The sequence below is a fragment of the Rhizobium pisi genome (genome assembly GCF_003938655.1).
In the GTDB taxonomy this organism is placed as follows: Bacteria; Pseudomonadota; Alphaproteobacteria; order Rhizobiales; family Rhizobiaceae; genus Rhizobium; species Rhizobium pisi.
This window is the reverse complement of sequence record NZ_RJJT01000006.1, coordinates 104,220-119,326: the sequence shown is the minus strand read 5'-3', so window position 1 is coordinate 119,326 and position 15,107 is coordinate 104,220. Positions and strand designations below refer to the sequence as shown.

Genomic DNA, 15,107 nt, shown 5'->3' with positions numbered 1-15,107 from the left:
TAAGTTAGTGTTTCAGATATTCGGCGGGAAAAGCACCCTCCCATGCTCCGCCGGATTGATTGAGGAATGAATGACTATGATCGCAACGCCGATCCGGATGCAGAACGACAGCGAAAGGAACGGGGACAACGGAAATCGCGGAACCTCGGTCATCACACGCACCAAGCCGAAGACCAAGAAGCCGAATCTCTATCGCGTGCTGCTTTTGAATGACGACTACACTCCCATGGAATTCGTCATCCATATTCTGGAGCGTTTTTTTCAGAAGGATCGTGAAAGTGCCACCCGCATCATGCTCCATGTCCATAACCACGGCGTCGGCGAATGCGGAATATTCACATACGAGGTGGCGGAAACCAAGGTCAGCCAGGTGATGGACTTCGCCCGGCAGCACCAACATCCGCTGCAATGCGTCATGGAAAAGAAGTGAGGATCTGAACGTGCCAACATTTTCGCCTAGTTTAGAGAAGGCGCTCCATCAGGCACTGACCTTTGCCAACGAGCGGCACCACGAATATGCGACGCTCGAGCATCTGCTGCTCGCCCTGATCGACGATGCCGATGCGGCAGCGGTCATGGGTGCGTGCAATGTCGATCTCGATGCGCTTCGCAAGACGCTCGTCGAATATGTCGATAACGAACTCTCCAATCTGATCACGGGTTATGACGAGGATTCCAAGCCGACCTCCGGCTTCCAGCGTGTCATCCAGCGTGCCGTCATCCACGTGCAATCGTCCGGCCGCGAGGAAGTGACCGGTGCCAACGTGCTCGTCGCGATCTTCGCGGAGCGCGAAAGCCATGCTGCCTATTTCCTGCAGGAGCAGGAGATGACCCGCTACGACGCCGTCAACTACATCTCCCACGGCATCGGCAAGCGGCCTGGCGTTTCTGAGGCTCGTCCTCCGCGCGGCGCCGAGGACGAATCGGAAAGCAAGCCGACGGCGCGCGGCGGCGAAGAGGACGGCGGCCCCAAGAAGCAGCAGGATGCGCTCAAGGCCTATTGCGTCAATCTCAACGAGAAGGCCAAGGGCGGCAAGATCGACCCGCTCATCGGCCGTCACGCCGAGGTGAGCCGCACCATCCAGATCTTGTGCCGCCGTTCGAAGAACAATCCGCTCTATGTCGGTGATCCCGGCGTCGGCAAGACGGCGATCGCCGAAGGCCTTGCCAAGCGCATCGTCGAAGGCAAGGTTCCCGAAGCGCTTGCCGATGCGACGATCTTCTCGCTCGACATGGGCACGCTGCTCGCCGGCACGCGCTATCGCGGCGATTTCGAAGAGCGCCTGAAGCAGGTCGTCAAGGAGCTGGAAGAATATCCGGGCGCCGTGCTCTTCATCGACGAGATCCATACGGTGATCGGCGCCGGCGCCACGTCGGGCGGCGCGATGGATGCATCGAACCTGCTGAAGCCGGCGCTTTCGTCGGGCGCGATCCGCTGCATCGGTTCGACCACCTACAAGGAATACCGCCAGTTCTTCGAGAAGGACCGGGCGCTGGTCCGTCGTTTCCAGAAGATCGACGTCAGCGAACCGTCGATCGATGATGCGATCGAGATCATGAAGGGCCTGAAGCCCTATTTCGAAGAGTATCACCACCTCAGGTATTCGAACGATGCGATCAAGTCGGCCGTCGAACTGTCGGCCCGCTACATCTCCGACCGCAAGCTGCCCGACAAGGCGATCGACGTGATCGACGAGACGGGTGCGGCTCAGATGCTACTGCCGCCGTCGAAGCGCCGCAAGCTGATCACCGAAAAGGAGATCGAGGCGACGATCGCGACGATGGCCCGCATTCCGCCGAAGACCGTATCGAAGGACGACGAAGCCGTGCTCGCCAATCTCGAGCAGGAACTGCGTTCGGTTGTCTACGGCCAGGATATCGCGATCGAAGCCCTTTCGACCTCGATCAAGCTGGCGCGTGCCGGCCTTCGTGAACCGAACAAGCCGATTGGCTCTTACGTCTTCTCGGGTCCGACGGGCGTCGGCAAGACCGAGGTCGCAAAGCAGCTGGCGTCGTCGCTTGGCGTCGAGCTTCTGCGCTTCGACATGTCCGAGTACATGGAGCGGCACACGGTTTCGCGCCTGCTCGGTGCACCTCCCGGCTATGTCGGTTTCGACCAGGGCGGTCTTCTCACAGATGGCGTCGACCAGCACCCGCATTGCGTGGTCCTGCTCGACGAAATCGAGAAGGCGCATCCCGATATCTACAATATCCTGTTGCAGGTCATGGACCACGGCACGCTGACCGATCATAACGGCAAGAAGATCGACTTCCGCAACGTCATCCTGATCATGACGACCAATGCAGGCGCTTCGGAAATGGCCAAGGCCGCGATCGGCTTCGGTTCGTCCAAGCGCACCGGCGAGGATGAGGAGGCGCTGACCCGTCTCTTCACGCCGGAATTCCGCAACCGTCTCGACGCGATCATTCCCTTCGCGGCGCTGCCGACGGCGGTCATTCACAAGGTCGTGCAGAAGTTCATCATGCAGCTGGAAGCCCAGCTTTCCGAAAGGAATGTCACCTTCGACCTGCACGAGGATGCGATCGCCTGGCTGGCGGAAAAGGGTTACGATGAGAAGATGGGCGCCCGCCCGCTTGCCCGCGTGATCCAGGACACGATCAAGAAGCCGCTCGCCAACGAAATCCTCTTCGGCAAGCTGAAGAAGGGCGGCGTTGTCAACGTCACCGTCGGTCCGAAGGAAGACGGCAAGCCGGGCATCGTGCTGGAAGCCATTCCGGATACTGCTCCGATCAAGCCGAAGCCGGAAGCGGAAGTCGTGCATCCCGAAGCCGACGACCAGGGCGATGGCGAGCTGAAGACCAAAGCGGCTCCCAAGGCCCGCGCCAAGACAGTCCCGCAGGCCGAGCCTGAGGTCCGCGACGCTCCGAAAAAGGGAAGCACGGTTCCGAAGGTTCCGCGCAAGAAGTGAGACATCATCACTAAATTGGAAAAGGCCGCTCAACAGCGGCCTTTTTTGTTTTGGGGCATTGGCAAAGCCGGTGCTACGCCAGCGCTGCCCTGATCTTTTCGGCGTTGGCGGCGAGCACGGCACCGTCCTCCATCCTGCCGGAATGCGGCTTGAGCGCCACGCCCTGATGGCGAGGGATGATGTGGAAATGCAGATGGAACACCGTTTGCCCCGCGGCCGGTTCGTTGAACTGGGCGATGAACACGCCATCGGCATCGAAGACCTCCTCGAGCGCCTTGGCGACCTTCTGGACGACGGTAATTGCATGGGTGAGGGTGGCGGGATCGGCATCGAGGATATTGCGGGACGGCGCCTTCGGTACCACGAGCACGTGGCCCGGCGCCTGCGGCATCACATCCATGAAGGCGACCGTATGTTGGTCCTCGTAGACTCGATGCGAGGGAATTTCGCCACGCAGGATCTTGGCGAAGATGTTGTTGTCGTCATAGGCGGCCGGGCTGGTCATCGCGAAATCTCCTCAGTTCCTGTTGATCGGGTAGCGCGGCGGGCGGGGCGGCGTCAATCCTCCTGCTGACGCTCGCCCTTGCGGAAGGGGCTATGCTCGCTCAGCAGCTCGCTCATCTGTTCGACATCGGCACGCTCGCGCGCGAGATAATCGCCGATCGCTCGACGAAGGCCGGCATGGGCGACGTAATGGGCGGAATGCGTCGTCACCGGCAGGTAGCCGCGGGCGAGCTTGTGTTCGCCCTGTGCGCCGGCCTCGACCCGTTTCAGCCCTTTGAAAAGGGCGAAGTCGATCGCCTGATGATAGCAGACCTCGAAATGCAGGAACGGATGATCCTCGACACAGCCCCAGTGACGGCCGTAGAGCGTATCGCCGCCGATGAAATTGATCGCGCCGGCGATATAGCGCCCGTCGCGCTTGGCCATGACGAGCAGGATGTCGTCGGCCATGCGCTCGCCGATCAGCGAGTAGAACTTGCGGGTGAGGTAGGGCCGACCCCACTTGCGGCCGCCGGTATCCATGTAGAACTTGAAGAATTGATCCCAGATGCGTTCCGTCAGGTCGCGGCCGGTCAGCCAGTCGATGCTGATGCCGTTTTCGAGAGCGGCGCGGCGCTCCTTGCGCAATGCCTTGCGTTTGCGCGAGGCAAGGGTTTCGAGAAACTCCTCGTGATTGGCATAGCCGTCATTGATGAAATGGAACTGCTGGTCTGTGCGGTGCAGATATCCGTCCATCTCGAAGACCCCGATCTCCTCATCGGGCACGAAGGTGATATGGGCCGAGGAGATGCCGAGCCGGCGCACGACCTCCTTCAGGCTTTCGGCGATCGCATTCTGGATCGGCAGCCGCTGCAGCCCCTCGGCGACAAGAAGACGCGGACCTGTGGCCGGGGTAAACGGGATCGAGCACTGGAGTTTGGGATAATAGCGTCCGCCGGCCCGCTCGAAGGCGTCGGCCCAGCCGTGGTCGAAGACATATTCGCCCTGGCTGTGGTTCTTGAGATAGCCGGGCAGGGCGCCGATCAGTTCGCCGCGATCGGTCTCGAGCATCAGATGATGGCCGAGCCAGCCGGTCTCGGCGGTGGCTGAACCGGATTCCTCCAGCGACGACAAAAAAGCATGCGAAACGAAGGGATTATAGGCCAGCGTGCTGCAGGCCTTCGACGCCCCGGAAAGTCTGGACCAGCTCTCCGGGGAAATCGCGGTGAAGGAGCGTTCTACGCGAATGGATAGTTCATCGGTCATGGGGCAAATGCGAAGCCTGTGGGGGATGGTTCGGCTCTACCTCAGTCTGCGCATGATCTTGGCCAAAAAGCGAGCGTCAAACTACCACACGCGGATCGAAGCCTTCAAAGGTCATCTGGTCGGCGTTTGCGAATGTACGCCGGCGCGCTTCTTCGTCGCGCACCGTCCAGGTAATGACGGGTAGGCCCTTTTCGCGTTCGCCCGTGATGAAGGCATTCGGCAGGTCGTCATAATAATAGGAGATGAAATCCAGACCGATCGCCATTGCTTTCGCATGAGCCTCGAACTCCTCCGGCGTATTGCCGTTGGCCGTCAGCCCGAGCGGATAGGGTGAGCCAAGCGCCTTCAGGTCGCGCAGCAGCCAATGGTCGAAGCTCATCAATGCGACCTTGCCCTCATAGCCTTCGAGCACCTCGAGCACGGCTTCCGCAAACCCCTCGTCATCGGCTTCTCGGCCCTTGAGCTCCAGCACCAGCGGCACCTTGCCCTTGACGAGATCGAGGAGCTGACGCAGCGTCGGTACCTTGTCGCTGGTGCCGCCGATGGCGATCAATCCGAGTTCCCTGGAGGTGCGCTCGCGGATGTCGCCGTTGAGATTGCACAGGCGCTGCAGATCCTCGTCGTGAAAGATGATCGGCACGCCGTCCGAGGCGTAATGCAGGTCGCATTCGATCGCAAAGCCCGCTTCGACGGCGCGCGAGAAGGCAGAAAGCGTGTTTTCCCAGACAAGCCTGTTGAGGTCGTGATAGCCGCGATGGGCAACCGGCACGTCCTTGATCCAGTCGGCATTGGTCATTCTGCGATTTCCATGATAGCATCGATCTCGACGGCAGCGTTCAGCGGCAGGGCGGCCATGCCGACGGCCGCACGCGCATGTTTGCCGGCTTCGCCGAGCACGCCGGCAATCAGGTTCGAGGCGCCGTTGATGACGAGATGCTGCTCGACGAAGTCGGGCGCCGAGGCGACGAAGCCATTCAGCTTGATGATGCGACGAATGCGGCCGAGATCGCCGCCAAGCGCTGCCTTCGCCTGGGCAAGGATGTTGATGGCGCAGAGTTCGGCGCCACGCTGGCCCGTTGCAACATCGACGGTTTTGCCGAGATGGCCGGATACTGCAACCTTGCCGCCTTCGAGCGGCAGCTGGCCGGAGATGTAGAGAAGATTGCCGCTGATGACATAGGGAACGTAATTTGCAGCAGGTGCTGCGGCTTCCGGCAGGGTTATCCCCATCTCAGTCAGGCGCGCTGCAATTTCATTGGACATTTTCGTCTCCGCTTTTGTTGTCAATTCTTCAAAAATTATGCATCAAGACTGGAATCTTTAATATGACAGGTTCGAGCCTCGATTTGGCCGAAAGCGTTCTTATAACATCGCGACCGAGTCCAACAGGAGTTAATGAATGTTCCGATCAGGTCTTGTCGCTCTGCTTTTCGCCAGCGTTTCCGCCAATGCATGGGCGGCTGCGCCCGCGGTAAGCGCTGCGATTGCGACCGGCCTCGTCGCACATCGCGCCGTCTACGATCTGGAATTGAAAGACGCCTCGGACCGCTCCGGCATTGCCGGCATGTACGGCCGCATGGTCTATGAATTCGACGGCAGCTACTGCAAGGGCTTCACCACCAATTTCCGCTTTGTGACGCAGATCAACACCGGCGACAGCGTGCGCGTCAGCGACCAGCAGACGAAGACTTTCGAAAACCTGAAGGACGGCAAATTCACCTTCGACACGAAATCCTTCACCGACGACCAGCTCGACAAGGAGGTCAACGGCGCGGCCCAGGACCAGCCCGATGGCGTGAAGGTTGATCTCACGCAGCCGGCGAGCCGCGAACTTCAGCTTGCCGAAAGCCGTTTTCCGACCGAGCACATGCTCGACGTGATCCAGAATGCCAAGGACGGCAAGCGCTTCTTCGAGGCCCGTGTCTTCGACGGCTCGGATGACGGCGACAAGTCGCTGGTAACGACAACGATCGTCGGTAAACAGGAGGTCCCTTTTGCCGAGGAGGCCGATGCCGGCAATGCCGGCGCCTTCTCAAAGGCTGCTTTCTGGCCGGTGACCATCGCCTATTTCAATGAGAATGCGAAATCGGATGCGCTGCCTGTCTATCGCATGTCCTTCAAGCTTTATGAGAACGGCATCACCCGCGATCTGACGATGGATTACGGCGATTTCGTTCTGACCGGAAAGCTCGCCAAGCTGGAGCTGCTCGATCGCAAGGCCGAGGTCTGCAAGTAGGCGGGGGCTTCTGCGCCGTCATAAAACTGTATCATAATATTCACTATGGTTCGACGAGCAGCAATGGCTGAGTCGCTGGCGCGTCGTCGTGCTCTTCGAGGTTGCGATCTTTGCTGCCAAGCCATTGCGACCAGGCCTGTTTATTGCGAAGATGGGCCTCGAAGACCATTGTGCGCCGCAAGCTTGGAAAGCCCGACCTATGGCAGATACCGACGTCGCGACTGTTCAGAACGCCGCCCTGTCGGTCGTCGCCGATCCGGCGGAAATTGCCCGTATTTCCGATAGCATCAGCATCACCGACCGCGCCGGCATTTCCGTCTATGGCGATCGTGCCCAGCAGGCGGTCAGCGACTATGCCGACAGGATACTGCGCGAGGTCCGGAACAAGGATTTCGGCGAGGTGGGCCGCCTGCTGACCGACATCATCCTCAAGTCGAAGAGCCTCGATCCGGCATCGCTGAAGGACAAGGGTTTCCTCAGCCGCATCTTTCTCTCGGCCAAGGCGCGGCTCGAACGCTTCAAGGAGGAGTTCGAGGATGTGGCCGGCCAGATCGACCGGATCGGCCTTGAGCTCGACCGTCACAAGGATACGCTGAGGCGCGACATCGCGCTACTCGACGACCTGCATGAGGAAACCAGGCAGTCGATCATGCGCCTCGACGCCTATGTGCAGGCCGGCAAGAATTTCGCCGAGCGTTTCCGTAGCGTCCAGCTGCCGAAGCTGAAGGCCGAAGCTGAAGCCGCTGCGACCGGCCCCGGCGGCGGCATGCTGGAGGCGCAGAACTATCAGGACAGCCTGCAGGCGCTCGACCGGCTGGAGAAGCGGGTGTTCTACCTGCAGCAGGCGCGCCAGCTCGGCATCCAGCAACTGCCGCAGATCCGCATCGTCCAGGCGGGCGACGAAACACTGATTGAGAACCTGCAGGCAACCTCGGCGCTGACGGTGCCGGCCTGGAAGCAGAAGATGGTGATCCTGCTTGGCCTGACACGGCAGAAATCGGCGCTTGACCTGCAGAAGGCCGTGACCGACGCCACCAACGACATGATCCGCCAGGCATCGGAAATGATGAAGGACCAGGCGATCGCTATCGAACAGCAGTCGCAGCGCGGCATCGTCGACATCGACACGCTCGCCAAGGCGAACAAGGATCTGATCGACACCATATCAGGCGTGCTTCAGGTTCAGGAGGAGGGGCGCCGGAAGCGGGCGCTCGCCGAGCAGCAGATGGAGCAGATGACGATTGAACTCAAGAAGGCGATGACCCAAGCGTGATCGGCAAGACGACGATGCGAACGCTGCTTTCGGGCTTGGCACTTCTTGCCGCACTTTCCCTTGCGGGCTGCGGTCCCTTCAGCCGGGGTCCGGATTTCTCGATCGTCTCGGGGTCGGAGAACACCGTCCTGCAACCGATCGTCGAGGAATTCTGCAAGCAGAAGAACGCCACCTGCACTTTCAAATACGAAGGCACGCTCGATATCGGCCTGGCGCTGCAGAGTGAGCAGGGCGTCGAGCAGGACGCGGTCTGGCCGGCCTCAAGTGTCTGGGTCGACATGTTCGACACCAGGCGTCGCGTCAAGAGCCTGACCTCGGTCGCGCAAACGCCGGTGGTATTGGGCGTGCGCAGGTCGAAGGCACAGCAGCTCGGCTGGATCGGCAAGGACGTCTTCATGAAGGACATCCTCGCCGCTGTCGAAGGCGGATCGCTGAAATTCCTGATGACATCGGCGACGCAATCCAACTCGGGCGCCAGCGCCTATCTCGCCATGTTGTCGAGCGCACTCGGCAACAGGCCGGTGATCGAACCTGGCGATCTCGACAACAAAAGCGCCCAGGAGAGTGTCCGCTCGCTGCTCTCAGGAGTAGAGCGTTCCTCAGGTTCTTCGGGTTGGCTCGCCGACCTTTACATCGGCGCCGCCAGCAAGGGCACTCTCTACGACGCGATGTGGAACTACGAGGCGGTGCTGAAGGAGACCAACGACAAGCTCGCCGCCCTGTCGCAGGAGCCGCTTTACGCGATTTATCCGGCCGATGGCGTGGCCATGGCGGATTCGCCGATCGGCTTCATCGATCACGGCCGCGGGCCCGAGGTTCAGACCTTCTTCAACGATCTGCTCGCCTATCTCAGGTCGGCCCCCGTGCAGCAGCGCATCGCCGATACCGGCCGACGCATTCCGCTGACCGACGTTGCCGCCAAACCGGAACCGAACTGGAATTTCGATCCCACCCGGCTCGTAACCGCCATCCGCATGCCGGAGCCTGGCGTCATCCGCCAGGCGCTCACCCTTTATCAGGCCGCGCTGCGCAAGCCGTCTCTGACCGCGCTCTGCCTCGATTTTTCCGGCTCGATGCAGGGGAACGGCGAGGATCAGCTGCAGAAGGCGATGCGTTTCCTGTTGACACCAGACGAGGCGAGCAAGGTGCTGGTGCAATGGTCGCCCGCCGACCAGATCATCGTTATTCCTTTCGATAGCAGCGTGCGCAACACCTTCATGGCGAGCGGAAACCCGCTGGAGCAGGAAGGGCTGCTGAACGAAGTTTCCCGAGAGAAGGCCAATGGCGGCACCAACATGTATGCCTGCGCTGAACGCGCCTTGCAGCAGATCGCCAGAACCGACAGGCTCTCGACCTATCTGCCTGCCATCGTCATCATGACGGATGGGAAGTCCGATGATCAAAGCCAGGCTTTCACCCGCGAATGGAACGCGATGGAGCCGCATGTGCCGATCTTCGGCATCACATTCGGCGATGCCGACAGAACCCAGCTCGACAGCCTCGCCAAGCTCACCTCGGCGCGCGTATTCGACGGCGGTTCGGATCTCGCGACCGCCTTCCGCACCGCGCGCGGCTATAATTAGGACGGGGATGCGTAACTGGCTCGGCAATGACGGCAACTGGATCGTGGCGGGACTGGCGGCGGCAATCACCGTGCCGCTGCTGAGCTTCGTTGCCGGCATGCCTTATTGGATCGCCGCCATCATCGCCGTTCTGGTCTTTGCCGGCCTCGTTATTCTGCTGGCGCCGCGCCGGCTGTTCGAAGGCCTCGATATCAAGAGCATCGGCAGCGGGCGCGTCGCCTTTGCCCGTGATCTGCTGGAGGCCGCCGTTCCCTTTGCGCAGCGGCTGGAAGCCGCCGCCGACACGATAAGCGATCGTCAGACCGCAACCGCTGTCCGCCACCTTGCCGAAATCGCTGCCGATGTCTTTCGCAAGGTCGAGGCCAAACCCGAAAACGCCAATGCCGTGCGGCGGTTCCTATCCTACTATCTGCCGCGCGCCGCCGAGGTGGCGGAAGGTTTTGCCGTTATCGAGGCCAAGCGCGTCCCCGACGCGAAGCAGTTGGAGGATGTCCGCGCCGTGCTGGTGAAGCTCGAAGAGGCCTTCGTCCACTATGCCGATAGCCTGGTCGACGAGGCGCTCGGCACGCTCGACACCGATCTGCGCCTGATCCAGGCATCGCTCAAAGAGGATATCGGACGCTGATGGCCCTTTCTCGTCGCGCTTTTGGAGTGGGATTGCTCGGAGCCGGCGTCGTCGGCACGGGCGGTTATTTCGCCGTCCGCGACCGGCCGGAATTGCAGGGCCTGCTCGGCAGCCGCACGACGCTGTTCGGCTTCGTGGGCGGGGAGAAGGAGGCCTTCCTGGCCGATCCGGATGTCATCAGGGCGCTCGGCGGATATGGCTTGACGGTGGATAGCCGCGTGGCCGGCTCCGTCGAGATGGTGCGCGAACAGGCGCTGCTGTCGCAGCATCCGCAATTCCTCTGGCCGTCCTCCTCGATCATGGTCGATATCGCCAGGCAGAACGGTCTCGGCATCCGCAATGACCGCGTTGTGCTGAACACGCCCGTCGTCGTCTATTCCTGGCAGCCTGTGGTCGATGGACTGGTGAAAGCGGGACTGGTGACGGTGACGAATGAAGGGCATCACCAGCTCGACCTGAAGGCGCTGCTGGACGCTATCCTTGCCGGCGCCGACTGGTCGAAGCTCGGCGTCAATTCGCTCTACGGCCGCGCCCGCATCGTCTCGACCGATCCGAACCGCTCCAATTCCGGCTTCATGTTCGCAGGCCTTGTCCTCAGCCTTTTCAGCGGTAATGTCGCGACGTCGGCCGATCTTGCCACGTTCGGCGGCAAGGTGCAGGCGATCTTCCGCAACATGGGATTCAAGTCGCCTTCGTCGGGCAAGCTTTTCGACCAATATCTGGCTGGTGGCCTTGGCGGCGAGCCGATGATCGTCGGCTATGAGAATCAGTTGGTCGAATGGATCCTCGCCGATCCCACGCGCTGGGATCGCATCAAGGCGAGCGCAGGCGCAAAGCCGGTGGTGCTCTATCCACGCCCAACCGTCTATTCCGCGCATCCGTTGATCGTTGTTGACGAGACCGCCAACCGGTTGATCGAGGCGCTGTCCAGCCCGCGGCTGCAGGAGCTCGCCTGGACAAGGCATGGGTTCCGCGGTCCGCTCGGGACCGCCACCGGCAATGCGGACAGCGCCGTATCCGGCCTGCTGCCCGCCGAGGTCGACGCCGTCCTGCCGATGCCTGATGCCGGTGTCATGCTGTCGCTGCTGTCGACGCTGGCAAGCTGAGCGGCGTCTGTGGGAGCGGACAGTCGCCGCCTCGGCCGAATAAAGTCGATTTTTTGGCATGAGCCTTGCTTTTGCGTCAAATCGAATGTATGGGCACCGGCATTCCACACGTAAGGCATGGGATCGTCCGGGAGAAATCCGGGCTGTTCCGCCGGTGGCGTTCTCGAAGAGGATGCTGTTCGCCTTGCGGAGGTTCAACCGGAAAAGGAGTATAAAGGCATGGCATTGCCTGATTTTTCTATGCGCCAGCTTCTCGAGGCAGGCGTTCACTTCGGTCACCAGACTCACCGCTGGAACCCGAAGATGAAGCCGTACATCTTCGGCGATCGTAACAACATTCACATCATCGACCTGGCACAGACCGTTCCGATGCTGTCGCGCGCCCTTCAGGTCGTCAGCGACACCGTTGCCCGCGGCGGCCGCGTTCTCTTCGTCGGCACCAAGCGCCAGGCGTCGGAGATCATCGCCGACAGCGCCAAGCGCTCGGCCCAGTATTACGTCAACTCGCGCTGGCTCGGCGGCATGATGACGAACTGGAAGACGATCTCCAACTCGATCCAGCGCCTGCGCAAGCTCGACGAAATCCTCGGTGGCGAAGCCCAGGGCTTCACCAAGAAGGAACGCCTGAACCTCGAGCGCGAGCGTGAAAAGCTCGACAAGGCTCTCGGCGGTATCCGCGATATGGGCGGCACTCCCGACCTGATGTTCATCATCGACACCAACAAGGAAAAGATCGCGATCGACGAAGCCAAGCGCCTCGGCATCCCGGTCGTCGCCATCATCGATTCGAACTGCGACCCTGACCTGATCGACTATCCGATCCCGGGCAACGACGACGCATCGCGTGCGATCGCTCTTTACTGCGAGCTGATCTCCCGCGCAGCCATCGACGGCATCGCGCGTCAGCAGAGCTCTTCCGGCCGCGATCTCGGCGCATCCTCCGAAGTTCCGGTCGAGCCGGCTCTCGAGGAGGCAGCCGAAGGCTGATGAAAGCGGGCGGACCGAAAAATCCGCCAAAGCTTGCAGAGACTGGGAAAGGCCGCTCGCGACTCATCGAAGTTCGGCGGCCTTGCCTGTTTCAGGGCGAAGGCATCGGGCGCTTCGCCAGATAAGTTTCGTTATGGCGCGTCTTCATCACGCTGTCATACATACAAGTACATTTCGTGCGTCAATCCGGTGCCGTGCCGCGCTTTGCGGCCCACCGTATGAACCGACAAGAGGAAGCTAATGAGCGAGATTACGGCTGCAATGGTGAAGGAACTGCGGGAGAAGACCGGCGCAGGCATGATGGACTGCAAGAAGGCTCTTGCTGAAACCAATGGCGACATGGAAGCGGCGATCGACTGGCTGCGCGCCAAGGGCATCGCCAAGGCCGACAAGAAGTCCGGCCGCACCGCTGCCGAAGGCCTCATCGCCGTGGCGAGCGCCGGAACCAAGGCCGTCGTCGTCGAAGTCAACTCCGAAACCGACTTCGTCGCCCGTAACGATGCCTTCCAGGATCTCGTCCGCGGCATCGCCAAGGTCGCCGTCTCCACAGACGGCACCGTAGAAGCTGTTGCCGCTGCGACCTACCCGGCATCCGGCAAGTCCGTTTCCGACACGATCAAGGATGCGATCGCAACGATCGGCGAGAACATGAACCTCCGCCGTTCAGTCGCTCTCTCCGTCGAAGACGGCGTCGTCGCCACCTATATCCACAATGCCGTTTCCGACGGTCTCGGCAAGCTCGGCGTTCTCGTCGCTCTCAAGTCGACCGGCGACAAGGAAGCCCTGAACGCGATCGGCCGTCAGGTCGCCATGCATATCGCTGCAACAGCGCCCCTGGCGATCCGCCCGGAAGAAGTCGATGCCGCCGTCGCCGAACGCGAGCGCAACGTCTTCATCGAGCAGTCGCGCGCTTCGGGCAAGCCCGACAACATCATCGAGAAGATGGTCGAAGGACGCATGCGCAAGTTCTTCGAGGAAGTCGCACTTCTCTCGCAGGCTTTCGTCATCAATCCTGACCTGACTGTCGCAGCTGCCATCAAGGAAGCTGAGAAGGCTGTCGGCGCGCCGATCGAAGTCACCGGCATGGCTCGTCTTCTGCTCGGCGAAGGCGTCGAGAAGGAAGAGACCGATTTCGCAGCCGAAGTTGCGGCTGCCGTCAAGGGCTGATCTTCCACCCATAATTGGGAAAACACGAAGGGCATCGCGTGACAACGCGATGCCCTTCGTGTATCGGGCATTCACGGCAATTTACGAGGAGCCAAGATGTCTTTAGAGCCTGTCTATAAACGCGTTCTACTCAAGGCTTCCGGCGAAGCGCTCATGGGTAGCCAGGGTTTCGGGATCGATGTCACGGTGGCGGACCGTATTGCATCTGATATCGCCGAAGCTAGGCATATGGGCGTGGAAGTCGGCGTCGTCGTCGGTGGCGGCAACATTTTCCGCGGTGTTGCGGTGGCGTCCAAGGGTGGCGATCGGGTCACCGGCGATCACATGGGCATGCTCGGCACCATCATCAACGCGCTGGCGCTGGCGACTTCGCTGCGCAAGCTGAACATCGATACAGTCGTGCTTTCGGCAATCTCCATGCCGGAGATCTGCGAAAGCTTTTCACAGCGCGCAACCCTCTATCATCTGTCGCTGGGGCGCGTGGTGATCTTTGCCGGCGGTACCGGCAACCCCTTCTTCACCACCGATTCCGCCGCGGCACTGCGTGCTGCTGAAATGGGCGCGGAAGCGATCTTCAAGGGTACGCAGGTGGACGGCATCTATACCGCCGACCCGAAGAAATATCCCGATGCGACCCGCCTCGATCGCCTGACGCATCAGGAAGTTCTGGACAGGGGGCTTGCGGTGATGGACGTTGCCGCCGTGGCGCTCGCCAGAGAAAACTCCATTCCGATCATCGTCTTCTCGATCCACGAGAAAGGCGGTTTTGCTGAAATCTTGACGGGCGGTGGCCTCAAGACCATCGTCTCCGACAACTGATATAAGCTGCGCCGCGTTTTCGGCGCAGCCCTCGCCAGACGGGAGCATCGACATGAGTGAAGGTATCGATATCAAGGAACTGAAGCGTCGCATGGATGGCGCGGTTTCCGCTTTCAAGAGCGACATCGCGTCGCTGCGCACTGGCCGTGCTTCGGCCAATATCCTCGATCCTGTGACGATCGAGGCCTATGGTTCGCGCATGCCGCTGAACCAGGTCGCCAACATCACCGTGCCCGAGCCGCGCATGCTGACGGTTTCCGTCTGGGACAAGTCGATGGTCGGCGCCGTCGATCGCGGCATCCGCGAATCCAATCTCGGCCTTAACCCGATCGTCGACGGCCAGAACCTGCGCATTCCGCTGCCGGAACTGAACGAAGAGCGCCGCAAGTCGCTCGTCAAGGTGGCTCACGATTATGCGGAAAAGAGCAAGGTAGCGATTCGCCACGTCCGCCGCGACGGCATGGACGGCCTCAAGAAAGCCGAAAAGGATGGCGTGATCGGCCAGGACGAGGGCAGGGCGCAGTCGGAACGCGTACAGAAGATGACCGACGAGACGATTTCCGAGATCGACCGCTTGCTTGCCGAGAAGGAAAAGGAAATCATGCAGGTCTAAGGGATCTGTGCCTTTGCCG

Annotated in this window: 15 protein-coding genes; 11 read left to right on the top strand and 4 right to left on the bottom strand. The window is 60.9% G+C overall.

What is annotated here, in order from left to right; translation table 11 throughout:
• Positions 1 to 76: 76 nt before the first annotated feature.
• Entirely contained in the window at positions 77 to 430 is a 354-nt protein-coding gene (gene clpS / locus EFD55_RS10105; RefSeq protein WP_125845095.1) for an ATP-dependent Clp protease adapter ClpS, read from the top strand.
• Between the two features lie 10 nt (positions 431 to 440).
• Positions 441 to 2,930, top strand: coding sequence for an ATP-dependent Clp protease ATP-binding subunit ClpA (gene clpA / locus EFD55_RS10100; protein ID WP_125844842.1), 2,490 nt, complete (start codon positions 441 to 443; stop codon positions 2,928 to 2,930).
• Positions 2,931 to 3,003: 73 nt separating this feature from the next.
• Here clpA and EFD55_RS10095 read toward each other — a convergent pair whose 3' ends face one another.
• From EFD55_RS10095 to EFD55_RS10080, 4 genes are all read right to left on the bottom strand, one after another.
• A complete protein-coding gene (locus EFD55_RS10095; protein ID WP_125844840.1) occupies positions 3,004 to 3,435 on the bottom strand; it encodes an HIT family protein in 432 nt (143 codons plus the stop codon).
• 53 nt (positions 3,436 to 3,488) lie between these two features.
• Positions 3,489 to 4,679, bottom strand: a complete 1,191-nt coding sequence (locus tag EFD55_RS10090; protein ID WP_125844838.1) for a GNAT family N-acetyltransferase — start codon at positions 4,677 to 4,679, stop codon at positions 3,489 to 3,491.
• Between the two features lie 76 nt (positions 4,680 to 4,755).
• On the bottom strand, positions 4,756 to 5,475 hold the full coding sequence (locus EFD55_RS10085) for a glycerophosphodiester phosphodiesterase (protein WP_125844836.1): 720 nt from the start codon (positions 5,473 to 5,475) through the stop codon (positions 4,756 to 4,758).
• Complete coding sequence (locus EFD55_RS10080) at positions 5,472 to 5,942, bottom strand: RidA family protein (RefSeq protein WP_125844834.1); 471 nt, start codon at positions 5,940 to 5,942, stop codon at positions 5,472 to 5,474. The genes EFD55_RS10085 and EFD55_RS10080 overlap by 4 nt, the downstream gene beginning before the upstream one ends.
• Before the next feature lie 136 nt (positions 5,943 to 6,078).
• Between EFD55_RS10080 and EFD55_RS10075 the strand changes: the two genes are divergently transcribed.
• From EFD55_RS10075 to frr, 9 genes are all read left to right on the top strand, one after another.
• Positions 6,079 to 6,915: a cell envelope integrity EipB family protein gene (locus EFD55_RS10075; protein WP_125844831.1), complete on the top strand. Its 837-nt coding sequence runs from the start codon at positions 6,079 to 6,081 to the stop codon at positions 6,913 to 6,915.
• Between the two features lie 199 nt (positions 6,916 to 7,114).
• Positions 7,115 to 8,188, top strand: coding sequence for a toxic anion resistance protein (locus EFD55_RS10070; protein ID WP_125844829.1), 1,074 nt, complete (start codon positions 7,115 to 7,117; stop codon positions 8,186 to 8,188).
• A gap of 14 nt (positions 8,189 to 8,202) precedes the next feature.
• Positions 8,203 to 9,771, top strand: coding sequence for a substrate-binding domain-containing protein (locus EFD55_RS10065; RefSeq protein WP_125845094.1), 1,569 nt, complete (start codon positions 8,203 to 8,205; stop codon positions 9,769 to 9,771).
• Positions 9,772 to 9,778: 7 nt separating this feature from the next.
• On the top strand, positions 9,779 to 10,396 hold the full coding sequence (locus EFD55_RS10060; RefSeq protein ID WP_125844826.1) for a 5-bromo-4-chloroindolyl phosphate hydrolysis family protein: 618 nt from the start codon (positions 9,779 to 9,781) through the stop codon (positions 10,394 to 10,396).
• Positions 10,396 to 11,502: a substrate-binding domain-containing protein gene (locus tag EFD55_RS10055; protein WP_125844824.1), complete on the top strand. Its 1,107-nt coding sequence runs from the start codon at positions 10,396 to 10,398 to the stop codon at positions 11,500 to 11,502. The genes EFD55_RS10060 and EFD55_RS10055 overlap by 1 nt, the downstream gene beginning before the upstream one ends.
• A gap of 219 nt (positions 11,503 to 11,721) precedes the next feature.
• Complete coding sequence (rpsB, locus tag EFD55_RS10050; RefSeq protein WP_008526906.1) at positions 11,722 to 12,489, top strand: 30S ribosomal protein S2; 768 nt, start codon at positions 11,722 to 11,724, stop codon at positions 12,487 to 12,489.
• A gap of 240 nt (positions 12,490 to 12,729) precedes the next feature.
• Complete coding sequence (tsf, locus tag EFD55_RS10045; RefSeq protein ID WP_125844822.1) at positions 12,730 to 13,656, top strand: translation elongation factor Ts; 927 nt, start codon at positions 12,730 to 12,732, stop codon at positions 13,654 to 13,656.
• A 96-nt stretch (positions 13,657 to 13,752) separates the two neighbouring features.
• Complete coding sequence (pyrH, locus tag EFD55_RS10040) at positions 13,753 to 14,475, top strand: UMP kinase (RefSeq protein WP_125844820.1); 723 nt, start codon at positions 13,753 to 13,755, stop codon at positions 14,473 to 14,475.
• Between the two features lie 52 nt (positions 14,476 to 14,527).
• Positions 14,528 to 15,088 (top strand): ribosome recycling factor, encoded by a 561-nt coding sequence (frr, locus tag EFD55_RS10035; protein ID WP_125844819.1) that lies wholly within the window; start codon positions 14,528 to 14,530, stop codon positions 15,086 to 15,088.
• Positions 15,089 to 15,107: the final 19 nt, after the last annotated feature.